Origin of the sequence: Pediococcus acidilactici, assembly GCA_024970065.1 — a bacterium.
GTDB lineage: Bacteria > Bacillota > Bacilli > Lactobacillales > Lactobacillaceae > Pediococcus > Pediococcus acidilactici_A.
The window spans coordinates 1,371,078-1,394,298 of record CP103908.1 but is presented as its reverse complement, the minus strand read 5'-3'; the positions used below and the strand labels follow the sequence as shown (position 1 = coordinate 1,394,298).

The following is a 23,221-nucleotide window of genomic DNA, read 5'->3' as shown; positions in this document are numbered from 1 at the left end:
CCTTTACATTGGTGAAGATTCAAAAGTTAGTTCAATCATGTATTCGTGTTGGTCAACAATGTGCGAAGTGGTGACCCAAACGGAATCAAGTCCGTGGTCAACTGCTTCAGTTTTAGCAAGGAACCGCCCTAATAATGCTCCGTTTTTAGCCACAAAGTCGTCAGCAAAGCGGTCCACTAGCAAACTATTATCGGGGAAATAAACCTCGGGATTAGCGACGGGGGTGCTATCTGGAAAAGTCATGTTTAAAACGTTTCGGTAACCTAGCGGATTGATCCGCGCCATTTCAGGCTTGTTATCGATCCGGTATAAAACATTGTACAAAGAATCAGAATTGGTGGCCATAATAAGTTCCTTTCTGTAACGGTTATTTTTTGGCTTAAAGTTGTTGCAATTCGCGTATTCCAGTGTATAATAGCTGTTTATGACAAGTTGTCATTTTGGGGAGGTGCGACATGCCAAAACAAACTTTCTTTAATTTAAAGGATGAAAAGCAGCGCCGAATTATTGCGGCAGCGCGTCGTGAATTTAGTCACCATCCTTTATACGAAAGCTCCATCAACAATATTATTAAAGAGGCTAAAATTCCTCGGGGGAGTTTTTACCAATATTTTGAGGATATTGCTGATTTGTATGGCTATTATTTTAGTTTGATTTTGGAAGATATTCAAGCGAGACTCATTGATGAAGTCCGCCAGAATCATGGAGACATTTTTGCCGCGGTACGAAAATACGCGGGAGTTTTTTTGAAAGAAATTCTTGCGGGTGAGCACCGCGATTTTTACCGGAATTTCTTTTTAGGAGCTAACGCTTCAATTCGCGCCCGGGAAAATCACCATCCCGGAACCGGGTTTAACGTTTTCCACTCCAAGCGGATGCGGGAATTACGTTCCCAGTTACGTGAAGTGGTGGATTGGGACCAATTAAAGGTTACCAGCCAAAAGGACCAGGCCATGATCCAACAGTTGATCATGATGATTTTCTTTCACGCATTTGCTAGTTACTTTATCCATGCCGACGAAACGGGTGAAGAACCGGCTACGGTGCAAAAGGAAATTGAACACAACTTAGATTGGCTAGAATATGGCGTAAGAAGAACGGAGGAAAAGTAGTTTATGTGGAAAATATTGAAGAAACGGTTAAGTTGGGGGGCTGTCCTAATCGGCACCGTCTTTTTAGTCGTTCAAATTGTTGGCGATTTAATTTTACCAAACATCACCTCGGATATTATCAATAACGGGGTCGCAAAAAACAATATCGACTACATTTGGAACTCAGGATTTAAAATGTTGGGCGTTTCGTTAATCGGGCTAATTGGGGCCGCGGTAAACGTGTATTTTGCCGCTACCCAAGCCCAGAGAGTCGGCAATAAATTACGGAGTTCGTTATTTAAGAAGATTTCCTTCATGTCTAACTATGAGTTTGAACGGTTTGGGGAAGCTTCGTTAATTACCCGGACCACTAACGACGTTATTCAAATTCAAAACGTAGTGGTAATGATTTTACGGATGATGCTGATGTCGCCAATTATGTTGGTGGGCGCCGGCTTCATGGCTTACCAGAAACAATCGGAATTAACGGGCGTCTTCCTCGTTGCTTTGCCGGTGCTGGCAATTTTTGTTGGCTTGGTAATGTACTTCGCGGTTCCGCTCTTCAAAGGGTTACAGAAAAAGATCGACCGGATCAACTTGGTTTTCCGGGAAGGCTTAACCGGTGTACGGGTAATCCGGGCGTTCAACCAAGATCAGTTTGAACAAGACCGGTTTGCCGATGCAAACCACGATTACATGCGTACCGGAATTAAGGTATTTACCATCGTTTCGTTCATGTTCCCAATCATGACGTTAATCATGAGCGGAACAAACATTGGAATCGTTTGGTACGGGGCACACTTAATTGCTGATCGAACCATGGAAGTTGGTAACTTAGTGGCGTTCATGACTTACGCAACCCAGATTTTAATGAGTTTTATGATGCTTTCGATGGTTTTTGTAATGATTCCACGGGCTTCTGCTTCAGCAGCCCGAATCAACGAAGTTTTGGAAACCCAAAACAGCGTAAACGACCAAGCGAAGACAACGGATTTACCAGTCCAACCAGCAACTACGCTAGCTTATAAGAACGTAGAATTTCGTTATCCTGGCGCAGAACGTCTTTCGATCGACAACGCTAATTTTCAAGCTAAAGCAGGCGATACCGTGGCAATCATCGGAGGTACTGGTTCAGGAAAGACGACCTTGATCAGTTTATTACCGCGTTTGTTTGACGTAACGAATGGGGCGGTTGAATTAGATGGGGTTGATATTCGCCAACTCAGCCAGCATGATTTGCACGATCAAATTGCTTTCGCACAACAAAAGGCCGTACTTTTCAAAGGCACAATTCGTGAAAACATGCGTTACGGAAACCCTAAAGCAACCGACGAAGAAATTTGGCACGCTTTAGAAGTTGCTCAAGCAACCGAATTTATTAGTCGGGATGGTGATGGCTTAGACACCTTCGTAGAACAAAACGGGGATAATTTCTCTGGTGGGCAAAAACAACGGTTATCGATTGCCCGGACGTTGGTTAAAAAAGCCCAAGTTTACGTATTTGACGACTCGTTTTCGGCACTAGACTTTAAGACCGACGCCAACTTGCGCAAGGCGTTACGTGAAGACCCTGAAATTCAAAAGAGCATCGTTATTATCGTTGCCCAACGGATTGCCACGGTTGCGGATGCCGACTTAATCCTCGTCCTAGACGGTGGTAAAGTTGTTGGCCAAGGCACCCATGCGGAATTGAAGGCTACTAACGAAACTTATAAAGAAATTATCGATTCCCAAATTAAGAAAGGAGACCAAGCAAATGGCTAAACCAACGAAACCAGTAAACGCTCCCCGTCCTGGACGGCATGGCGGCCCCGGTGGGGTAATTGAAAAGCCGCAGAACTTTTGGAAATCAGCGGTTCGGTTAGCAAAGTATTTATCTCCTTGGATGTTCGGCTTCATCATCGTGTTGATCCTTGCAGCCCTATCCACCCTATTGCAAATTCGGGCACCAAAAGTTTTAGGGGAGGCCACTACCGAAATTTTTAAGGGCGTAATGAAGGGCGCCATGAAAATGAAGATGGGGATGCCCGTCCATCATTTTCCGGTCAACTTTGATAAGGTCTTCCAAATTTTGGTGACGGTAGGAATTCTTTACGGACTTTCCGCGGCCTTCAGTTTTATTCAACAAGTAGTGATGACCCGGGTTTCGCAGAAGGCAGTTGCCCAATTACGGAGCGATTTTAAAGATAAGATGCAAAAGTTGCCGATCTCATATTATGATACCCACTCAAATGGGGACATCATGAGTCGGATGACTAACGATATGGATAACATCAGTTCCACGTTGCAACAAAGTTTGACCCAGTTAGTTACAAGTGCGTTGCAATTCGTCGGGGTGCTATACATGATGCTCACGATTAGTTGGAAATTGACCCTAGTAGCCGTAGCAACCGTCCCACTGAGTTTGATCGTGGTAACGATTGTGGCGCCTAAGTCGCAGCGTTATTTCAAATCGCAACAAAAACATCTAGGATTGATGAACGACCAGGTTGAAGAAACTTATGCTGGACACACGGTAATTAAAACTTATAACCATGAGCAAAAAGCGATTGAAGATTTTGAAAAAGAAAACGTTAAGTATTATCGGTCAGCTTGGAAAGCCCAATTTATCAGTGGGCTGATCATGCCGTTAATGAACTTTGTTAAGAACTTGGGTTACTTGATGGTTGCCGTATTAGGTGGCGTTCAGGTTGCTCACGGAAGGTTATCATTAGGTAACGTTCAAGCGTTCCTCCAATACACACAACAATTTTCCCAACCAATTACCCAAGTTGCTAACATCGCCAATACTTTGCAAATGACCATGGCATCGGCAGAACGGGTCTTTGAAGTACTGGATCAACCTGAAATGGAAGACACCCGTACAAACGTTGCTAAGGTCGATACGGACGCTAAGGTGATTATTGATGACGTTGATTTCCGCTACGTGCCGGACAAACCGTTGATTCGTAACTTTAACTTACGGGTCGAACCGGGTGAAATGGTTGCGATTGTTGGACCAACCGGAGCTGGAAAAACCACCATCATTAACCTGTTAGAACGTTTTTACGACGTCAACTCCGGAACCATTTATCTGGACGGGGAAGATACTCGCAATATGGCTCGCAGTGAGTTACGGAAACACATTGCCATGGTATTGCAGGACACCTGGCTGTTTACCGGAACCATTCGGGAAAATATCAAGTATGGCCGGGAAGGGGCTACTGATGAAGAGATGTATGCGGCAGCTAAAGCAGCCCACGCGGACGGCTTCATCCGCCAATTACCAGACGGTTATGACACGATCTTAAACGAAGCCGCTTCAAACATTTCGCAAGGACAACGGCAATTATTAACGATTGCCCGCGCGTTCTTGGCGGATCCCGACATCTTAATTTTGGACGAAGCAACTAGTTCGGTAGATACCCGAACCGAAGTGCTGATTCAAAAAGCAATGAACCGGTTGTTGAAGAACCGGACTAGTTTCGTGGTTGCGCACCGCCTTTCAACTATCCGGAATGCTCAAAACATTGTGGTAATGAACCACGGTCAGATTGTAGAAACCGGTAACCATGACGATTTGATGGCGCAAAACGGCTTCTATGCTGATTTATATAACTCGCAGTTTGCCAGCGGTGAAGTAATTTAATTTGCCCAGATAAAATTAAACTAGGTCGCGGCCGACATAATCAAACGACATAATCAAAATGATTCGTGTTCGGATGTGTTTTGACTTCGTTAACTTAAAACGACTATAAAGGCATTTCAAGAATTTTTTAGATTCTTGAAGTGCCTTTTTATTTTCTCCGGCGTTTTTCTTGTAGAAAGTAGGATATAATTCAAGGGGAAATTTAGTTTGGAAAGGGACGGGGATAAAATGAGTTTTGAAAAAACACGGGCGTTGATTGCGGAAATGCTTGAGCGACAAGTTATTCCTGGCGTAGACTATACGTTAATTCGGCATGGAAAAATTGAACACGCGGTAACTCAAGGTGCCGAGGCCGGGATGCCAGACGCGCCCCGGCTGGTTGAAGGACGCTATTTTGATTTAGCTTCGTTGACCAAGGTGATGGGGACGGTGCCGTTGATTCTACGGTTAGCATCGGAAAAGCGACTGGAAATTGATGAATCGGTAAGCACCTACTTGCCAGAAATTACGGACCCTCGGGTTACCATCCGCCACTTATTGACCCACACATCAGGAGTTACTGCATGGATTGACCACCGTGACGATCTAACTGCCAGCCAACTGCGGGACGCCATTTACGCGCAGATTAGTTTTGGATCAAAGTTTAACCAGGAAATCGAATATAACGATTATAACTACCTGTTGCTGGGATTCATTGCGGAAAAGGTAACCCAGCTACCCGTCCAAAAGGCAATTCAACAGCTAGTCTTAGCGCCGTGGCAGTTAACCCAGAGTACGTTTGCCCCTGATCCACTTCAAACGGTGCCAACGGGAATTCGGGATGGTGTCTTATTACGTGGACGAGTTCATGATCCTAAAGCCGCCTCCCTAGGGGCTCATGCTGCCTCGGCAGGGTTGTTTGCGACCAAAGCTGACGTGGTTAAATTCACCAAAAAAATGCTTGCCCCCCAAAATGAACTATTCGGTCCTGACCAGCAGCAGGATTTTTTAAATAATCAAACTGCTAACCCGACGTTGCAACGCTCGTGGGGCTGGGCGTTTGTTTGCCGCAATGCTGACCAAGTGGTGTTGCGACATAGCGGGTTTACCGGGACGTTTATCTTATGGGACCGGATGACCCAAAATGCGTTAGTGTTGTTGTCCAACCGGCTTTACCCAGAACCTAACTTAGAGTTCCTGGATTATCGGCAACAAATTTACCAAACTTTTGCTGCAGAAGATAAATTAAAGTAAAGGCTTAAAGATAAAATGGGGTTATGGTATTCTTATTATTGAGTGAATGAAAGGGGTTTTATAAACTATGAGCGAACCATTATTTTTAAATCCGGTTTTCCACGAGAAAATTTGGGGTGGCGATCATCTAAAGACTAAGTTTGGGTACGATATTCCTAGTGACCACACTGGTGAATGCTGGGCAATTTCCGCTCATCCACACGGACCCGCCGCAATTGCGAACGGTGAATTTAAGGGGATGACCCTTGACCAATTGTGGGACCAACATCGCGAACAGTTTGGCAATGCCAAGGGCGATGTTTTTCCTTTATTGACTAAAATTTTAGATGCTAACCAAGACTTGTCCGTGCAGGTCCATCCTGACGATGCTTACGCTGCCGAACACGAACACGAGTTGGGCAAGACCGAATGCTGGTACATTATTTCAGCTGAACCAGGTGCTGAATTATACTACGGCCATAATGCGCAGACTCGCGAAGAACTCGCTGATTGGATAAACCATGGCAAATGGGACAAATTATTCCGCAAAGTTCCGGTTAAAGCGGGCGAATTTTACTACGTGCCTAGTGGTACCATTCACGCGTTGGGCAAGGGCATCATGGTATTAGAAACCCAACAAAGCAGCGACACCACTTACCGGTTGTACGACTTTGATCGGGTAGATAAGACGACTGGCAAGAAGCGGGAACTACACTTGCAACAGTCTATTGACGTTACAAACGTACCTCATCACGATCCCCAATTAAACATTACCAATGAACAAGTTGGGGATGCCCAAGTAACCACCTTTGTGCAACCGCCAGTATCGAAGTATTTCTCGGTTAAACGGGTCGAATTGCATGATGGTAGTGCAGAATTTAATCGGGAAGGTTTGTACACCTTAGTTTCGGTATTAGAAGGCGAAGGCACGCTTACGGTGGATGGCCAAGACTATCCAATCAAGAAGGGCCAACACTTCATTTTACCGAACCCAGTTAAACAGTGGCGTTATCAAGGTAGTCTAGAATTAATCGTTAGCGAGCCTGGCGAAGAATAGTAAAAATAGGTATTGAACTATAAATAAAAAGAGTAGGAAGAGTGACCGTGCGGTTACTCTTCCTACTCTTTTTAATATTTGATGTTAAAAGGTTGGTTCGATTTTTAATGCTTCCTGGGCGCTTAAATCTGCATCAGGGTAACGCCGGTGTAACGCCGTTAGTAAAATCCGTTTGGCGAGGTTCCCGTTTCTGGTGAGAATCGGGCCGTGGAAATACGAACCGTAAACATTTTTGTAGATAACGCCTTCCGACTCGTCTTCGCCGTTATTTCCGTTTCCGGTGACTACTTTTCCTAGAGGGCGTTCGTCCTTACCTAGGTAAGTTTTACCGTTGTGGTTTTCAAAACCGTGGTAAGTTTCGCCCGTTTCCTGGTTTTTAATTACGATGTCGCCAATAAACCGGTTATCGTCTTGGCTCAGCGTATAGTGGTCTAGGGCGCCAATTCCACTAATTTTTTCCCCATTTGCGCCCACGTAATAGTGGCCTAGGAGTTGGTAACCACCACAAATTGCTAAGAGGGGGCCGCCATCTTCAATATAGCTGGTCAGCTCCGCCTTTTTATTTTGTAAATCGCGTGACACGATCGTTTGCTCGTAATCTTGACCACCACCAAAGAAAACGATGTCCCAATCCTTAGCGATAAATTGGTCGTCAAGGCTGACGATTTGGATGTCCAACTTGGTGTCCATCATTTTAGCGTAGTAGTTAAGGGCTAATAAATTGCCGTTATCCCCGTAGGTGTTAAGCAGGTCACCGTATAAATGGGCGACTTTTAGTTCGTACTTCATAACTAAACCCCCTCCTTAATATATCCGTCGCTAATTAGTTGCTTACGAAGTTGTAACATGGCCGTGTAGGTTGCAAAAACGTAAACCCGGGTTGTAGGGAGACGTTTAATATTTGCAATTGCATCGGGCAGGTTATCGTAAGTCCAAAGCTGGTCATCAGTGACGCCGGCCACCTTCAAGCGGAAGGTGATGTCTTTGTACCGCTCGCCACCGGTGATGTATTGTTGAATGTTCATTTGTGCTAATTTTTCGAAATTACCATCCCAAATCCAACTAGTATCAATTCCGTCAGCATAGTTGGCGTTTAAAAGACCCACGAAGGAAAATGGTTCGGTTTCGGTACCCACCATGTCAATGACCTGGTTTAAACCTACCGGGTTCTTCACTAGCACAATGGTTAATTCTTTGCCATCCACGTTGATTTGCTCTTGACGACCGAAGACCCGTTCGTCAGGATCGTTAAGTGCCTTTTGAATTTGCGAGGTGGGCACGCCCATAAATTTCCCCACGGAGTATGCCGCAAGGGCGTTGTAGACGTTGTACAATCCGCCGATGTGCAGGGTAAAGTTGGATGCGTCGATGAAAAACTTAGAATAGTTAGGCGTCAACTTCGTAATTTGTGTTAGTTGGTAATTGAGCTCTGGACGGTGCCAACCGCAATTAGGGCAGTAGTACTTACCTTGATTGCTATAACTGATAAATTTGTAGTGAATAATATGTTCACACCGTGGGCAAACCACCCCGTCCGTGTTCGGATCAGCTTTCATTTCGCCGTCGGCTTGGTTATTAAAACCGTAATATAAAATCGGGTTAGGCAAGTCGACCGAATTAAAGATTGGCATGTCACCATTTGCGATGATGGTGGCTTCCGGAGCCAATTTAACTCCGTCTAAGATTTTTTGGTAAGTAGTGTAAATTTCGCCGTAGCGGTCCATTTGATCCCGGAAGATATTGGTAAACACAAAGGCGATTGGTTTAATATATTGGGTAACCTTAATCACGTTTGCTTCATCAACTTCTAAAACGGCAATATTTTTCCCATTCTTGGAGCGGTGGTCGGTTAAGAACGTGGTGACGATTCCTTGCTCCATATTTGAACCCGTGGGGTTGGTTAAAACGTGGTCGTATTTTTGACGCAAAACCTTTACCGTGAGTGCGGTCGTCAAGGTTTTTCCGTTAGTTCCCGTAATGACGATTACGTCGTAGTTACGACCCAGATCTTTCAAAATTGTCGGATCAATTTTGGTAGTGATTTTACCAGGGAGTGAACTACCTCCGGAACGAAATGTATGCAAAAACCAATATGATGATTTTCCCGCCATTTTGGCAATTGAACTTCTAAATGACATGCTACTCCTCCCGATTCTTCTCAAACATCTAAAACAATATTTTAAGCTGATTTTGGCAAAAAGAAAAGCAAAGAGTAGTGGGCTGCGTAAAATCTTAACTATTTCGCTTGGTAGCCGGGGCGTCAAGGACGGGTTTTGGTTTACAACGAGCGCTGCATAATAATAGGAAGCATTAGGAAGATTGTTGGTAGAACGGTCATTGACAGTTATTTTAGTTGTTGTAAGGAAAAAACACATTTTATTTTCGAGCAGATGAATTTTTGAGTTATATCAGCTATACTTATTTCTTGGAGAATAAAATTAGGAGTGGGGCAAATGGCACAGTTATTTTTCCATTATGGAGCCATGAATAGTGGCAAATCGATTGAGATTTTAAAAGTAGCTCACAATTACGAAGAGCAGGATAAGCAGGTTGTTTTAATGACTAGTGGCATTGACACCCGTTCTGGAGTTGGTGAAATTTCCAGCCGAATTGGTTTGCGTCGGGATGCATTCCCAATTTTTGACGATACCGACATTTTTGCGACAATTAAGCAGGTAGACAGCAATCCCGCGTGCGTGTTGATTGACGAAGCTCAATTTTTAAAGAAACACCACGTATTAGAGTTAGCCAAGGTGGTCGATGAGTTGGGCATTCCGGTAATGACCTTCGGCTTAAAAAACGACTTCCGTAACGAACTTTTCGAAGGCTCTAAGTACCTTTTACTGTATGCGGATAAGATTGTCGAAATGAAGACGATTTGTTGGTTCTGCAAACATAAGGCGCTAATGAATTTACGGGTGCATAATGGCAAACCCGTCTACGAGGGTGAGCAAGTCCAAATTGGGGGAAACGAATCTTACTATCCGGTTTGCCGACGTCACTACTTTAACCCACTAATTGAAGAAATGAGGAATTAATTAATGGATATTATGGATAAGGTGCAAGCAGTTGCGGATCGCTACGATGAGTTAAGCGAATTGTTGGCTGATCCAGAAGTGCTGGCTGATTCACAACGTTATCAAGAATTATCAAAAGAAGAAGGCGAAATTCGCGAAACGGTCGAAAAGTACCGTGAATACCGTAAAGTGGTTGATTCAATCGCGGAAAACGAAGAATTACAACGTGAAAAGCTTGATCCCGAAATGGATAGTTTGGTAAAGGCGGAGTTAGCCGACTTACGTGACCAAAAAGAAAAGCTTGAAGAAGAAATCAAAGTGCTAATGTTACCTAAGGACCCTAATGATGACAAAAACATCATCATGGAAATTCACGGGGCGGCCGGCGGAGACGAAGCTAGTCTATTTGCGGCTGACTTATACAACATGTATACCCGGTATGCTGAATCACAAGGCTGGAAAGTTCAAATCGTTGACGAAAACGCCACGGACGTGGGCGGCTTCAAGGAAATTGTTTTAATGATTTCGGGTGACAAAGTTTATTCTAAATTGAAGTATGAAAACGGAGCGCACCGGGTTCAACGGGTACCAGTAACGGAATCCGCTGGGCGGGTACACACTTCCACCGCCACGGTGGGGGTAATGCCCGAAGCCGAAGACGTGGATATTGAGATCGATCCAAAGGACATTCGTACCGATGTATACCGTTCTTCGGGTGCTGGTGGACAGCATATTAATAAAACTTCTTCTGCGGTCCGGATGACCCACTTGCCAACTGGAATTGTCGTTGCAATGCAAGATGAACGTTCACAACAACAAAACCGGGAAAAAGCCATGCGGATTTTGAAGGCGCGGGTTTACGACTACTACCAATCCCAAGAAGAGGACGCCTACAATGAAGAACGAAAGAATGCCGTTGGAACGGGGGACCGTTCGGAACGGATTCGGACTTATAACTTCCCACAAAACCGGGTTACCGACCACCGCATTGGTTTGACGTTGAATAAGTTGGACCGGGTGATGAACGGGGAGCTTAATGAAATTATTGAAGCATTAATCTTAGATGATCAAGCCAAGAAGATGGAAGCTTTACGAAATGAATAATCCAACATATTTTGAAGCCCTGAAATGGGCTTCTTTGCTTATCCAGGAACATCACGGCGACGAGAACGCTCCCGAATTGATCATGATGGACCGGATGGAATGGAACCGCACGGAACTACTCGTGCATTACCGCCAACGACTGCGTCCCGACCAGTGGCAACAGTTTCAAAAAGACGTCCAACGGGCGGTTAACGGGGAACCCGTCCAGTACATTACTAATAAGGCCAATTTCTACGGGCGGGAGTTTTACGTGGATCCCCGGGTGCTAATCCCGCGGGTGGAAACTGAAGAACTGGTGGAACACATTTTAAAGGCGCACCCGCAATTAAACCAACCGTTGCGGGTTTTAGATATTGGGACCGGAAGCGGCAATATTGCCATTACGCTAAAGCTTGAGCGCCCAGCTTGGCAAGTTACCGCCGTAGACATTGCTAATGAAGCGTTAACGGTTGCTCAACAAAATGCACACCAACAAGAAGCGGTAATCGATTTTCGGCAAGGTTCCCTATTTGATGCGGTTAAAGGAGAACGTTTTGACATCGTGGTCAGCAATCCGCCTTACATTGCTGAAAATGAACGGGACGTGATGGATCAATCTGTGATAGAATACGAACCAGATAAGGCACTTTTTGCACCAGACGACGGCTTATTTTGGTATAAGCAAATTGGAAGGCAGCTGCCCGACCATTTAACCGCAAACGGCCAGCTATGGTGCGAATTTGGTTATCATCAAGGAGCAAAGTTGAAACAATATTTTAGTGAATTACCCGGAGTTCAGGACGTGAACGTGCTCCAAGACTTAAGCGGACACGATCGGATACTTTGGGTAAGGGGAGGATCGGTGATTTAAATGAGTGAAATATTTCAGAGTGAAGATTTAGCTGACGCAGCCGCAGCAATTCAACGCGGGGAATTGGTGGCATTTCCAACCGAAACCGTATACGGCTTAGGGGCAGACGCGACCAATCCAAGCGCGGTAAAGAAAGTTTATCAAGCAAAGGGCCGCCCGTCAGACAACCCGTTGATTGTCCACGTGACGGGACCAGCACAGGTAGCACAATTTGCCGAAATTGATGCCCAAAGCAAACGATTGATGGATACTTTTTGGCCTGGTCCCTTGACCATTATTTTACCGATCAAACCAAATGCGTTGGACCCGGTCGTGACCGGTGGCTTAACTACCGCAGCATTCCGGAATCCTGACACTCCGTTAACCCTAGAATTGATCCGACAAGCGGGAGTACCGCTCGTGGGACCTTCTGCCAACACCTCTGGGAAACCAAGTCCCACTAAGCCCGCCCACGTGATGCACGACTTAGATGGTAAAATTGCCGGTGTTTTAGATGGTGGAGAAACTAAAATTGGGGTGGAATCCACGGTGCTAGATATGTCCGGGAAAGTGCCAAGCGTTTTACGGCCGGGGGCGATAACGCCAGAAGATTTGATTCCTATTTTAGGTGAAGTCCAAACTGACCACCATAAGGTTGGAAAGGATGAGGTACCAAAGGCTCCTGGAATGAAGTATAAGCATTACGCACCTAACGCCCAAGTATACATCGTTAAGGACGGACAATGGTCGGCCGTAACGGATTGGGTGGCGGGCCATTCGCAACAACCAGTGGGCGTGCTTGCTACTACGACAACTTTTGCGGCTACTAAGTTGGGAGAACTTGAAAATGCTGACTTTATTTCACTAGGCGAGGATGCCCGGACCGCAAGCCACCATTTGTTTGACGGGCTGCGAACCTTTGATAGCAACCCGCAGATAAAGGTGATTTTTGCCCAAGCGTTTAATCCTAGCGGAATTGGGGCAGCTTACATGAATCGGTTGCAAAAATCTGCGGGGAACACTTACTTCGACGAAATTGATTAGGAGGGATTGCCAATGAACTACCAAGAACAGGATCCACAATTGTGGGCGGCAATTAATCGGGAAGCCGATCGCCAACAACACAATATTGAATTGATTGCTTCAGAAAACATTGTTTCGGAAGCAGTTCGGGCTGCTCAAGGCAGCGTGTTGACTAATAAGTACGCGGAAGGATATCCGGGACGTCGTTACTATGGTGGTTGTGAATACATCGACCAAGTGGAACAGTTAGCCATCGACCGGGCTAAGGAATTGTTTGGGGCCGAATATGCTAACGTGCAGCCTCATTCGGGGTCCCAAGCTAACGCTGCCGCATACGCCGCATTCATTAAACCAGGCGACAAAATTCTTGGAATGGATTTGAACGCCGGTGGACACTTGACGCACGGTGCCAAGGTTAGCTTTAGCGGTACTTTTTACGAATCGGTGACCTATGGAATTGACCCCCGGACCGAACGGTTAGATTACGAACAAATTCGGCAAATTGCTTTGAAGGAACGCCCTCAAATGATTGTGGCGGGTGCTTCAGCATACAGCCGCATTATCGATTGGCAAAAGTTCCGAGAAATTGCTGACGAAGTGGGTGCCTACTTAATGGTGGATATGGCACACATTGCTGGTTTAGTAGCGGTGGGTCTACACCCATCTCCGGTAGGCATTGCCGATGTTGTCACCACCACCACCCATAAAACTCTGCGGGGTCCGCGGGGTGGAATGATTTTATCGCAGGCAAAGTACGCAAAACAAATTAACTTCGCGGTCTTTCCACAAAATCAAGGAGGCCCGCTAGAACACGTGATTGCAGCTAAAGCGGTCGCCCTAGGGGAAGCTCTGCAGCCTGAATTTAAGGATTACCAAGCCCAAGTTATTAAAAACGCCCAGGCGATGGCAGCGGTTTTTGAAAACGAACCTGACCTCCACGTCGTTACCGGCGGGACTGACAATCATTTAATGACGGTAGATTTAACTGAAACTGGACATAATGGTAAAGAAATCCAAGATTTATTAGATACCGTTTATATCACGCTAAACAAAGAGGCCATTCCTGACGAAAAATTAAGCCCGTTTAAGACATCGGGGATTCGAATCGGGACGCCGGCCATCACTACCAGAGGCTTTAACGAGGCGGACAGCCGGAAAGTGGCGGAATTGATCATTCGTGCAATTCACCACGTTGATGAACCCGAAGTACTCGCTCAAATTAAAAAGGAAGTTTTTGAATTAACGGACCAATATCCGCTATCTTAAATTAAACCTAGTTTTTTTGCGGTTTTTTAGCTACAATTGATAAAGAATTTGAAAGGAGCGAGTTTAGACATGGGGAAGTTTGAAGTTCTCGACCACCCGTTGATTCAACATAAGTTGACGTTGATTAGAGACAAAAATTGTAGTACAAAGGAATTTCGTGAAATAGTTAACGAAATTTCGACATTAATGGCTTATGAAGTTTCACGGGATATGCCGTTAGAAGATGTTGAAATTGAAACACCGATTGGGAAGTCCATTCAAAAACAAATCTCGGGTAAAAAAGTGGCCATCGTGCCGATTTTACGTGCGGGACTAGGAATGGTAGACGGGATGGCTGAATTGCTGCCCGTTGCCCGGATTGGTCATATCGGGATGTACCGCGACGAAGAGACCTTAAAGCCAACCGAATACTTTGTTAAGTTGCCAAGCGACATTAGTGATCGCCAAGTATTCGTAGTTGACCCAATGCTTGCCACCGGTGGTTCAGCAATTATGGCGGTTGATGCGTTGAAGAAGCGTGGCGCTAAGGACATTCGTTTTTGCAGTCTAGTAGCCGCTCCTGAAGGGGTAAAAGCTCTACAAGAAGCTCATCCAGACATCGACATCTATACAGCTGCATTGGATGAAAAACTAAACGAAGACGGATACATCGTCCCTGGATTAGGTGACGCAGGTGACCGTTTGTTTGGAACTAAGTAATATTATCGTTGGAGTTAATCGTCAACGACTAAGCAGGATGGAAAATTGCCATCCTGCTTTTTTATGCTTTCAAGTGGGAGAGGAAGCGAAAAGATTTGTCTTTTGCAAAAAAATAGTTTTATCATAGAGTTAATAGAATGCGCTTACAAACTAGGAGGAGCTTATGGCTTACATTGAGGTACAACATGAATTTAAAATTTACCAAATGGGTGACAATCAGATTGTAGCTAACCGGGACGTGAATTTTACGGTTGAACAAGGGCAGCTTGCCGTGATTTTAGGACCTAGTGGAGCGGGAAAATCCACGGTTTTAAACATGTTGGGAGGAATGGACAGTCCCACCAAGGGAAGTATCTGCGTAGCGGGGACCGACATTGCCAAATTTAACGACCGGCAGTTAACGCGGTATCGGCGTAACGACGTGGGGTTCATCTTTCAGTTCTATAATCTGATTCCTAATTTGACGGCTACTGAAAATGTAGAGTTAGCCACCGCATTAGTAAACGATGGTTTAGACCCGCTGACCGTATTAAAGGACGTCGGGCTAGCAGTTCGGTTGGACAACTTTCCAGCCCAATTGTCGGGTGGGGAGCAGCAACGTTTAGCGATTGCCCGTGCCTTAGCTAAAAATCCCAAATTATTACTCTGCGACGAACCCACTGGTGCGTTAGATTACCAAACGGGCAAACAAATCTTACAGCTGTTACACGATGCTAGCCGAAAGTTTAAAAAAACGGTCATCATTATCACACACAACTCAGCAATTGCGAAGATGGCGGACCGGGTGATTCAAATTAACGACGCACAGGTACGAAGCGTGGTTGATAACCCGCAACCAGTTCCCGTGGAAGCAATCGAATGGTAGGTGGCTAAAATGCTAAAACTATTATTACGGACGATCAAAAGTTCTTTAGGGCGCTTTATTGCAATTAGTCTGATCATTATGTTAGGCACGCTAATCTTCGTGGGGGTGAAGGCTACCGGGCCATCGCTTAACGATTCGCTACAGGCCACCGTGGTGCAACACCGCTTGAGCGACTTGCGAATCTTTTCTGATCAAGGATTTACCAATGCAGAACTGAAGGCCGTTCGCCGGGTGCCGGGCGTTAAGGTGGAAGGGATGCTATACCAAAACGTGCTCGGTGGTAAAAATCGGGATGCAATTGCACTTTACGGTTACCAAAAGGATGACCAACAAAATCAATTGATTTTAAAGCAAGGGCGGGTTCCCCGTACTGCTCACGAAATTGTGTTGGACCGCCAGGCACAGTTACGCGGCGGGTACCAAATTGGCGATTACTTTAGTTTTGCCAAGAATGACCATTTAAAATTCCAACGTTTTCGGATTGTGGGTTTTGCTGACTCTCCGCAATATGTCGACCATTCCACTAGGGGAGCCAGTAATTTAGGAACTGGAAAAATAGCTTACTTTGCGTACGTGCACCATTCGGCGTTTCAAATGCCTGCGTATACTGGAATGCAAATTTATCTTCCTAAACTGCAAAGCCAAAAAATGTATTCCAGCAATTATCGGCGGGCCGTTAAGCAAAAAAAGGACCAAATTCGACGGCGACTAACTCCGCAAGTAAAAAAGCGGCAGCGAGCGTTAACTAGTGCAGCTATGAAGCAAATTAATGACGGAAGGCAAAAATTAGCTCGGGGGCAACAAAAGCTAACCGTTGCCCAACGAGTGCTGGAGCGACAGCAACTGACGAACTCCCCGCAAATGCAAAATTTGAAGCAGCAAGAAAAGCAGTTGCAACATCAACGAGACCGGCTTGACCAACGGGCTCAACAAATTAAAGGGGCGGCACAGCCAACTTTAATTTACCAAACGCGTCAGGATTTACCAGGATTTACGGGGTATGGTGAAAGTTCAAAACGAATTGCAGCCATTGCGAACGTTTTTCCCCTGTTTTTCTTTCTTTTAGCGGGGTTAATCACCTTCACCACCGTAACCCGCATGGTGGAAGAGCAGCGTGGACAAATGGGTACGCTCAAGGCGCTTGGTTATGGAAAGTCCGCAATTGTTTTCCAATACGTGGCCTACGCGGGTTTGGCAGGGCTTGTCGGATCGGTAGTGGGCGCGGGATTAGGTAACCAGCTAATTCCCCGAATCGTATTAGCAATGTATCGAGAATACGTGGTGGATGCCATTAGAATTCCGCTGGATTGGCGCGCAATTGGACTGGCCGCTTTGCTTACACTGGTAGTGACCATCGGGGCGGCCGTCTTAGTTGCAATGCGCGAAGTGCGGACTACTCCAGCCGCGCTACTCCGGCCTCGGGCGCCACGAACTGCGCACAAAATTATTTTAGAACGGGTGCCTGGATTATGGCGTCGGCTCCGTTTTTTTCAAAAAATCAGTTATCGAAACCTATTCCGTGCCAAACTCCGGGGGTTAATGACAATTTTAGGAATTGCGGAGGGCACGGCATTAATCTTGACCGGGTTTGGGATCGCAAGTTCGATTAAGGAAGCCGGCAACCAGCAGTTTCACCACCTTACCCGGTACACTGCGGTAGTGCAGGCTCAACGTCCGAAGGATCTAGCAAGTGTACAAAAAACGGTTCAACGTACCGCCGCCACGCAAGCCACCTTGCCGGTTTACATGGCCGTGGTCCAAACAACTCAACGACAAAAGACCGTTCGGGACGTAACGTTGACCGTCCCGAAAAAGCCGCAGCAGTTTAACCAGTTTGTCCGTCTGCGCGATGAACAAAGTCACCGTACCGCCACTTTACCGAGCGATGGGGTGTTGATTTCACCAAAGATTGCCCGGATCTTGCGGGTAAAAGTTGGAGGCTCAATAAAGTTAAAAACCCCTAATCAAATGGGAGCACGAGTCCGGGTGGCAGGGGTAGTCGAAAATTACGCTGGCAACGTTATTTATGCATCACCACAGGTCTATCACCATGCTTTTAAACAAGCTCCACGCTTTGCGAGCGTTTTAGTTAAGACGGCTAAGCAGCCTGACAACCAGCTTACCAAGCGGTGGATGAAGGACAATGCGAAAATTTTAGGGATTAATTTGGTGGCAGACCAAGCCGAAATGATTCAAAAAATGACCAAGCAACTGGGTCCCATCGTAATAATTTTTATTGCCCTGTCGGCCATGCTTTCGTTTGTGATGCTTTACAATTTGAATAATATTAACATTGCCGAGCGATTGTACGAGCTTTCAACTATTAAAGTCTTGGGATTTTATAATTCAGAGGTTACGCTTTACGTAGCACGGGAGAGCATCATCTTAGCAGTGGTTGGGATCTTAGCGGGATTTGGCTTAGGAAATCTGTTAACGGGCTACGTAATTCAGCAAGCAGAAACTAATAACGTAATTTTTCCACTGACCATTAAACTATCCGCTTATATAATAGCGACTTTATTAATGGTCATGTTTAACCTAGTTGTGGTTTACATTACCCATCGCAAACTCCAAAAAATCGACATGGTAGCGGCTTTGAAGTCCAATGATTAAGGTGAGAATTTGACAAGAAAATCTTGCTTAAAAATGGCAACAAAAAATTGAAGCGGTACCATATAAAAAAAGTCGTAGATATCGGTAATCATTGCTTTGTCTTTTGTCAAAATTGGTGGTATCATTTCAATTGTATTTTCGGACGGAAAATACTGTCTTTTGTTCAAGTTTTTGACTTAATTTTTATCATTTTAGATGGTAAATTTAGGTACACTTAGGTAGAAAAGAGGTGATATTCTGTGGGTGGTGAATCAATTTCAACTTTTCAGTTTCTTGGTCTAACATTTAGTACGGCAAACGTTATTTCAGGATTAGTTGCGGCCATAATCGTTTTTGCGGTTGTGTTTGCCTTTTCCCGGAATTTAAAACTAAAGCCGACTGGTAAACAAAATGCCTTAGAGTGGGTAATTGATTTTACAAATGGAATTTTGCGGAGCTCAGTTGACGAAACGGAAACCCGTAACTTCGGCTTGTATGCATTTACATTGTTCTTATTCATTTTTGTTGCCAATCAGCTTGGGCTGTTTCTACAAATTGCGTGGAACGATGTTACGTATCTAAGAAGCCCGACAGCTGATCCGATTGTCACTTTAACATTATCGTTGATCACAATGATGATAGCGCACTATTCTGGTGTGGCAAAATTTGGCTTCAAATCGTACTTCGAAAGAACGTACTTGTCGCCATTTAAAGTTTGGTTACCGATTGGTGTTTTTACAGAATTCATTGATTTCTTGACCCTTGGGTTACGTATCTTCGGTGTTATTTTCGCTGGTGAAATGTTACTTAAGATGATCGGGGGAATTGCGTTCTCTGGTGGCATCTTAAATATGGTAATCGCCATTCCACTTGCCTTGATTTGGCAAGGATTTTCCGTATTCTTAGGTAGTATTCAAGCGTTCGTATTCGTTACGTTGACAACCGTTTATATTTCTCATAAGGTCGAAGACGAATAATATTATATTTTTAGGTAGGAGGAACAACTATTATGGGTGCTATTGCAGCTGGAATCGCTATGTTTGGAGCCGCTATTGGTGGTGGTATCGGTGACGGAATCGTTATCGCAAAAATGCTTGAAGGTATGGCTCGTCAACCTGAATTATCAGGTCAATTAAGAACAACCATGTTCATTGGTGTTGGTTTGGTTGAAGCTATGCCAATCTTAGCCTTCGTTATTTCACTTCTTGTAATGAACAAGTAAGGGTGATAAATTAAACAATTTATCGAAAGAAGGAGGTGTCAATAGATGTTTTCGCACATGATATTAGGAGCGGCACAAGGTAGTACTTTGTACGTTGGCGATATGTTGTTTTATGCGATCCTTTTTGTGGTCTTAATGGCATTAATTGCTAAGTTTGCTTGGGGTCCGGTCAATGCAATGTTAAAAGAACGTGCGGATCGGATTTCTAATGATATCGAATCAGCTGAACAAGCTAAAAAGGAAGCCCAAAAACTTGCTGAACAACGCAAGGAAGCCTTAGACAACTCTCACGCCGAAGCAACTACCATTATTAACAATGCTAAAAATAGTGGTGCTAAGGAACGTGAACTAATTGTCGGTAATGCTCAAGCAGAAGCGAAGTCATTGAAGGACAAAGCTAAACAAGATATTGAACAAGAACGTGCTGACGCACTCAAGAGTGCACAAGACGATATTGCGTCATTATCTATTGAGATTGCTTCCAAAGTTATCAAAAAAGAACTTGATGAAAATAGTCAAAAAGAATTGATTGATTCGTACATTGAAGGTTTAGGTGAGAGTAAATGAGTTTAGATAAAACTACAATTGCTAAGCGCTACTCCAAAGCTTTGTTTGACGTGGTCGCTGAACAAAACCAAATTGATCAAGTTCGAGATGAATTAAAGCAAATTCAACAGATCTTTGATGATAACGAAGGATTAGGCAAAATGTTGACCGATAAGGGTTTGAAGGATGATCAAAAGCGTTCGATTGTGGAGCTTTTGACCAAAGATGCTTCAAAGTACGTTGGCAACTTAATAAAAATGGCTTTTGATTACGGTCGGATGAATGATTTGACCGCAATCATCGCTGAGTTTAACCGCTTATGCGATGCTGATGCTTCAGTCGTTCGTGCCAAAGTTATTTCCGCCATTCCATTAAGTGATGAACAACTTCAAAAAATGGCTGAAAATTTTGCTAAACGTTTGAAAGTTAGCAAGGTTATTTTGGATAGTGAAGTCGATAATTCGATTATCGGCGGTGCAATCATTAAAACAGACGGTTTGATCTACGACGGTAGTATTCAAACCCAAATTAATCAAATTAGACAGCGCCTCGTTGGTTAGCTCGAAATTTGTAAAGAGGTGAAACTTTTATGAGCATTAAGGCTGAGGAAATCAGTGCTCTAATCAAACAGCAATTAGAAAACTACCAAGCCGAGCTTAACGTTGAAGAAACGGGTACGGTTACCTACGTTGGTGACGGGATTGCTCGCGCTCATGGCTTAGATAATGCTCTTTCTGGTGAACTTCTCGAATTCTCTAACGGTGTTTATGGAATGGTTCAAAACCTTGAATCAAACGACGTCGGAATTGTTATCATGGGTAACTATGATGGAATTCACGAAGGCGACACCGTTAAGAGAACTGGTCGGATCATGGAAGTTCCAGTAGGAGATGCCTTAATCGGTCGAGTTGTTAACCCATTAGGTGAACCACTTGATGGTAAAGGCGCCATTAAAACTGACAAAACTCGTCCAGTTGAACACAAGGCTCCAGGGGTTATGCAACGGAAATCCGTTGACCAACCTCTCCAAACTGGTATTAAGGCGATTGATTCGTTGGTACCAATTGGCCGTGGTCAACGTGAGTTGATTATCGGGGACCGGAAAACTGGTAAAACTGCTTTAGCAATCGATACAATTTTGAACCAAAAGAACGAAGATATGATTTGTATCTACGTTGCGATTGGACAAAAGGAATCAACTGTACGGACCCAAGTAGAAACGCTTCGGCGTTACGGTGCGATGGATTACACCATCGTGGTTAGTGCGGGTCCTTCTGAACCAGCTCCATTGCTATACCTTGCACCATACGCTGGGGCAGCAATGGGTGAAGAGTTCATGTATAACGGTAAGCACGTATTGATCGTTTATGATGATCTATCAAAACAAGCTGACGCTTACCGTGAGCTTTCTTTGATTCTTCGTCGGCCACCTGGGCGTGAAGCTTACCCTGGGGATATTTTCTATACCCACTCACGTTTGCTAGAACGGGCAGCTAAGTTAAGTGATGACTTGGGCGGTGGTTCAATGACCGCCTTGCCATTCGTTGAAACCAAGGCTGGAGACGTTTCGGCATATATTCCAACTAACGTAATTTCCATCACTGATGGACAAGTCTTCTTGGATAGCGACTACTTCCATTCCGGGGTTCGTCCAGCGATCGACGCTGGTACATCCGTTTCCCGGGTTGGTGGGGACGCGCAAATCAAGGCGATGAAGAAGGTTTCTGGAACGTTACGTCTAGACCTTGCTTCTTACCGCGAATTGGAATCATTTGCTCAATTTGGTTCTGATTTGGATAAGGCAACTCAAGCTAAGCTAGCTCGGGGTCGCCGGACGGTTGAAGTTTTGAAGCAGCCGCTTCACAAACCACTTCCTGTTGAAGACCAAGTGTTGATTCTTTACGCATTGACACACGGTTTCTTGGATAAGGTTCCAGTAGATGATATTCAACGGTTCCAAGATGAACTCTTTGACTACGTTGCAAGCAACAACAAAGAACTCACCGACGAAATCCGTGAAACAAAACAACTTCCAGATACGGAAAAAATGGATGCTGCCATCAAGGCATTTGCAGAACATTTTCAACCAACTAAGGAAGCTAAATAAGGATATCAGCTAACGAGAGGAAAAGTGGTGAGAATTAATGGCAATATCTGAACAAGATGTTAAGCGGCGAATTGATTCGACTAAGAAAACTAGTCAGATTACGACTGCTATGCAAATGGTTTCAACGGCTAAGTTAAGCCAGATTCAGAAACATACAGTTGGATATCAAGTGTACGCGCAGAAAGTTGAGAGTATTGTTGCTCACCTGGCTAAATCGCATTTAATGAATGCGGGAGTGGCTGGCAAAGCTAGCTCTGATCAGGCAATATCAGCAGCTGATTTATTAGTTCAACGGCCAGTGAAAAAGACCGGATACTTAGTTATTACGTCTGATCGCGGGCTAGTGGGCTCATATAACAGTAGTGTGATTAAGCAAACTAACGATTTCATGAAGGAACACGGTCACGATGGCAGTGATGATGCCATAATTCTTGCGGTCGGGAGCACCGGGGCTGATTTTTATAAAAATCGTCCCCAAAAGGTTGGCTACGAGTACCGCGGAGTAAGTGATGTGCCGACTTTCAATGAAGTTCGAGAAATCGTCACAACCGTCACTAAGATGTATAAAGATGGTGAATTTGATGAACTATACGTTTGCTACAACCACTTTGTAAATCGACTTTCTAACAGCTTCCACGTTACCAAGCTTTTGCCAATTGGCGGTGAAGAGTTGGTAAAGGACGGTAAGCATGAAACGATTACTGCTGAATACGAAACCGAACCATCTCCTGAAGTATTGTTGCAAGAAATCTTGCCACAATATGCCGAGAGTTTGGTTTATGGTGCCATTTTAGATGCAAAGACGGCGGAACACGCTGCTAGTTCATCAGCTATGCGCACCGCTTCTGATAATGCAAGTGATTTAATTGCAGATTTAGAGCTACAGTATAATCGCGCTAGACAAAGTGCTATTACGACTGAAATCACCGAAATTACCGGTGGTCAAGCCGCACTTGAATAAAT

22 protein-coding genes are annotated in these 23,221 nt (G+C 44.7%); 19 read left to right on the top strand and 3 right to left on the bottom strand.

Annotated features, from left to right (window positions below; genetic code table 11):
• Window positions 1-3: 3 nt before the first annotated feature.
• Window positions 4-345: a hypothetical protein gene (locus NYR25_06600; GenBank protein UWF33263.1), complete on the bottom strand. Its 342-nt coding sequence runs from the start codon at window positions 343-345 to the stop codon at window positions 4-6.
• 110 nt (window positions 346-455) lie between these two features.
• Here NYR25_06600 and NYR25_06595 point away from each other — a divergent pair, with 110 nt between their 5' ends.
• The 5 genes from NYR25_06595 (at window position 456) to manA (ending at window position 6,988) form a co-directional block, all read left to right on the top strand.
• Window positions 456-1,112: a TetR/AcrR family transcriptional regulator gene (locus NYR25_06595; GenBank protein ID UWF33262.1), complete on the top strand. Its 657-nt coding sequence runs from the start codon at window positions 456-458 to the stop codon at window positions 1,110-1,112.
• 3 nt (window positions 1,113-1,115) lie between these two features.
• Window positions 1,116-2,855, top strand: a complete 1,740-nt coding sequence (locus NYR25_06590) for an ABC transporter ATP-binding protein/permease (GenBank protein ID UWF33261.1) — start codon at window positions 1,116-1,118, stop codon at window positions 2,853-2,855.
• Complete coding sequence (locus tag NYR25_06585) at window positions 2,848-4,719, top strand: ABC transporter ATP-binding protein/permease (protein UWF33260.1); 1,872 nt, start codon at window positions 2,848-2,850, stop codon at window positions 4,717-4,719. The genes NYR25_06590 and NYR25_06585 overlap by 8 nt, the downstream gene beginning before the upstream one ends.
• 228 nt (window positions 4,720-4,947) lie before the next feature.
• Window positions 4,948-5,952 carry a beta-lactamase family protein gene (locus tag NYR25_06580; protein ID UWF33259.1) on the top strand — a complete coding sequence of 335 codons (1,005 nt, stop codon included), beginning with the start codon at window positions 4,948-4,950 and terminating at the stop codon, window positions 5,950-5,952.
• A gap of 67 nt (window positions 5,953-6,019) precedes the next feature.
• On the top strand, window positions 6,020-6,988 hold the full coding sequence (manA, locus tag NYR25_06575) for a mannose-6-phosphate isomerase, class I (GenBank protein ID UWF33258.1): 969 nt from the start codon (window positions 6,020-6,022) through the stop codon (window positions 6,986-6,988).
• Between the two features lie 84 nt (window positions 6,989-7,072).
• On the opposite strand, the gene NYR25_06570 is transcribed toward manA, so the two are convergent.
• Together NYR25_06570 and NYR25_06565 are read right to left on the bottom strand one after the other, a co-directional pair.
• Window positions 7,073-7,777 carry a glutamine amidotransferase gene (locus tag NYR25_06570; GenBank protein ID UWF33257.1) on the bottom strand — a complete coding sequence of 235 codons (705 nt, stop codon included), beginning with the start codon at window positions 7,775-7,777 and terminating at the stop codon, window positions 7,073-7,075.
• A gap of 2 nt (window positions 7,778-7,779) precedes the next feature.
• Window positions 7,780-9,126: a Mur ligase family protein gene (locus NYR25_06565; GenBank protein ID UWF33256.1), complete on the bottom strand. Its 1,347-nt coding sequence runs from the start codon at window positions 9,124-9,126 to the stop codon at window positions 7,780-7,782.
• A 315-nt stretch (window positions 9,127-9,441) separates the two neighbouring features.
• Here NYR25_06565 and NYR25_06560 point away from each other — a divergent pair, with 315 nt between their 5' ends.
• The 14 genes from NYR25_06560 to NYR25_06495 all read left to right on the top strand — a co-directional run bounded on the left by NYR25_06560 (window position 9,442) and on the right by NYR25_06495 (window position 23,219).
• Window positions 9,442-10,026 carry a thymidine kinase gene (locus NYR25_06560; protein ID UWF33255.1) on the top strand — a complete coding sequence of 195 codons (585 nt, stop codon included), beginning with the start codon at window positions 9,442-9,444 and terminating at the stop codon, window positions 10,024-10,026.
• Window positions 10,027-10,029: 3 nt separating this feature from the next.
• Window positions 10,030-11,109 (top strand): peptide chain release factor 1, encoded by a 1,080-nt coding sequence (gene prfA, locus NYR25_06555; GenBank protein ID UWF33254.1) that lies wholly within the window; start codon window positions 10,030-10,032, stop codon window positions 11,107-11,109.
• Window positions 11,102-11,959: a peptide chain release factor N(5)-glutamine methyltransferase gene (gene prmC / locus NYR25_06550; GenBank protein UWF33253.1), complete on the top strand. Its 858-nt coding sequence runs from the start codon at window positions 11,102-11,104 to the stop codon at window positions 11,957-11,959. Before prfA ends, prmC begins: the two co-directional genes overlap by 8 nt.
• The gene (locus NYR25_06545) at window positions 11,960-12,982 is read left to right on the top strand and encodes an L-threonylcarbamoyladenylate synthase (GenBank protein UWF33252.1); all 1,023 of its coding nucleotides are present in this window, start codon (window positions 11,960-11,962) and stop codon (window positions 12,980-12,982) included.
• A gap of 12 nt (window positions 12,983-12,994) precedes the next feature.
• Entirely contained in the window at window positions 12,995-14,227 is a 1,233-nt protein-coding gene (locus NYR25_06540) for a serine hydroxymethyltransferase (protein UWF33251.1), read from the top strand.
• 69 nt (window positions 14,228-14,296) lie between these two features.
• The gene (gene upp / locus NYR25_06535) at window positions 14,297-14,926 is read left to right on the top strand and encodes a uracil phosphoribosyltransferase (GenBank protein ID UWF33250.1); all 630 of its coding nucleotides are present in this window, start codon (window positions 14,297-14,299) and stop codon (window positions 14,924-14,926) included.
• 163 nt (window positions 14,927-15,089) lie between these two features.
• The gene (locus NYR25_06530) at window positions 15,090-15,791 is read left to right on the top strand and encodes an ABC transporter ATP-binding protein (GenBank protein ID UWF33249.1); all 702 of its coding nucleotides are present in this window, start codon (window positions 15,090-15,092) and stop codon (window positions 15,789-15,791) included.
• Between the two features lie 9 nt (window positions 15,792-15,800).
• Window positions 15,801-18,404: an ABC transporter permease gene (locus NYR25_06525; protein ID UWF33248.1), complete on the top strand. Its 2,604-nt coding sequence runs from the start codon at window positions 15,801-15,803 to the stop codon at window positions 18,402-18,404.
• Between the two features lie 239 nt (window positions 18,405-18,643).
• Window positions 18,644-19,360 (top strand): F0F1 ATP synthase subunit A, encoded by a 717-nt coding sequence (atpB, locus tag NYR25_06520; protein UWF33247.1) that lies wholly within the window; start codon window positions 18,644-18,646, stop codon window positions 19,358-19,360.
• A 32-nt stretch (window positions 19,361-19,392) separates the two neighbouring features.
• Window positions 19,393-19,605, top strand: a complete 213-nt coding sequence (gene atpE, locus NYR25_06515) for a F0F1 ATP synthase subunit C (protein UWF33246.1) — start codon at window positions 19,393-19,395, stop codon at window positions 19,603-19,605.
• Window positions 19,606-19,650: 45 nt separating this feature from the next.
• The gene (gene atpF / locus NYR25_06510; protein ID UWF33245.1) at window positions 19,651-20,172 is read left to right on the top strand and encodes a F0F1 ATP synthase subunit B; all 522 of its coding nucleotides are present in this window, start codon (window positions 19,651-19,653) and stop codon (window positions 20,170-20,172) included.
• Window positions 20,169-20,711, top strand: coding sequence for an ATP synthase F1 subunit delta (gene atpH / locus NYR25_06505; GenBank protein UWF33244.1), 543 nt, complete (start codon window positions 20,169-20,171; stop codon window positions 20,709-20,711). The genes atpF and atpH overlap by 4 nt, the downstream gene beginning before the upstream one ends.
• A 29-nt stretch (window positions 20,712-20,740) precedes the next feature.
• Window positions 20,741-22,258: a F0F1 ATP synthase subunit alpha gene (atpA, locus tag NYR25_06500; GenBank protein ID UWF33243.1), complete on the top strand. Its 1,518-nt coding sequence runs from the start codon at window positions 20,741-20,743 to the stop codon at window positions 22,256-22,258.
• A gap of 37 nt (window positions 22,259-22,295) precedes the next feature.
• Entirely contained in the window at window positions 22,296-23,219 is a 924-nt protein-coding gene (locus NYR25_06495; GenBank protein ID UWF33242.1) for a F0F1 ATP synthase subunit gamma, read from the top strand.
• Window positions 23,220-23,221 lie beyond the last annotated feature (2 nt).

Bases quoted from the DNA above. Each gene is read 5' to 3' on its own strand.
- NYR25_06600 (UWF33263.1), bottom strand. From the start codon at position 345: ATGGCCACCAATTCTGATTCTTTGTACAATGTTTTATACCGGATCGAT.
- NYR25_06595 (UWF33262.1), top strand. From the start codon at position 456: ATGCCAAAACAAACTTTCTTTAATTTAAAGGATGAAAAGCAGCGCCGA.
- NYR25_06590 (UWF33261.1), top strand. From the start codon at position 1,116: ATGTGGAAAATATTGAAGAAACGGTTAAGTTGGGGGGCTGTCCTAATC.
- NYR25_06585 (UWF33260.1), top strand. From the start codon at position 2,848: ATGGCTAAACCAACGAAACCAGTAAACGCTCCCCGTCCTGGACGGCAT.
- NYR25_06580 (UWF33259.1), top strand. From the start codon at position 4,948: ATGAGTTTTGAAAAAACACGGGCGTTGATTGCGGAAATGCTTGAGCGA.
- manA (UWF33258.1), top strand. From the start codon at position 6,020: ATGAGCGAACCATTATTTTTAAATCCGGTTTTCCACGAGAAAATTTGG.
- NYR25_06570 (UWF33257.1), bottom strand. From the start codon at position 7,777: ATGAAGTACGAACTAAAAGTCGCCCATTTATACGGTGACCTGCTTAAC.
- NYR25_06565 (UWF33256.1), bottom strand. From the start codon at position 9,126: ATGTCATTTAGAAGTTCAATTGCCAAAATGGCGGGAAAATCATCATAT.
- NYR25_06560 (UWF33255.1), top strand. From the start codon at position 9,442: ATGGCACAGTTATTTTTCCATTATGGAGCCATGAATAGTGGCAAATCG.
- prfA (UWF33254.1), top strand. From the start codon at position 10,030: ATGGATATTATGGATAAGGTGCAAGCAGTTGCGGATCGCTACGATGAG.
- prmC (UWF33253.1), top strand. From the start codon at position 11,102: ATGAATAATCCAACATATTTTGAAGCCCTGAAATGGGCTTCTTTGCTT.
- NYR25_06545 (UWF33252.1), top strand. From the start codon at position 11,960: ATGAGTGAAATATTTCAGAGTGAAGATTTAGCTGACGCAGCCGCAGCA.
- NYR25_06540 (UWF33251.1), top strand. From the start codon at position 12,995: ATGAACTACCAAGAACAGGATCCACAATTGTGGGCGGCAATTAATCGG.
- upp (UWF33250.1), top strand. From the start codon at position 14,297: ATGGGGAAGTTTGAAGTTCTCGACCACCCGTTGATTCAACATAAGTTG.
- NYR25_06530 (UWF33249.1), top strand. From the start codon at position 15,090: ATGGCTTACATTGAGGTACAACATGAATTTAAAATTTACCAAATGGGT.
- NYR25_06525 (UWF33248.1), top strand. From the start codon at position 15,801: ATGCTAAAACTATTATTACGGACGATCAAAAGTTCTTTAGGGCGCTTT.
- atpE (UWF33246.1), top strand. From the start codon at position 19,393: ATGGGTGCTATTGCAGCTGGAATCGCTATGTTTGGAGCCGCTATTGGT.
- atpF (UWF33245.1), top strand. From the start codon at position 19,651: ATGTTTTCGCACATGATATTAGGAGCGGCACAAGGTAGTACTTTGTAC.
- atpH (UWF33244.1), top strand. From the start codon at position 20,169: ATGAGTTTAGATAAAACTACAATTGCTAAGCGCTACTCCAAAGCTTTG.
- atpA (UWF33243.1), top strand. From the start codon at position 20,741: ATGAGCATTAAGGCTGAGGAAATCAGTGCTCTAATCAAACAGCAATTA.
- NYR25_06495 (UWF33242.1), top strand. From the start codon at position 22,296: ATGGCAATATCTGAACAAGATGTTAAGCGGCGAATTGATTCGACTAAG.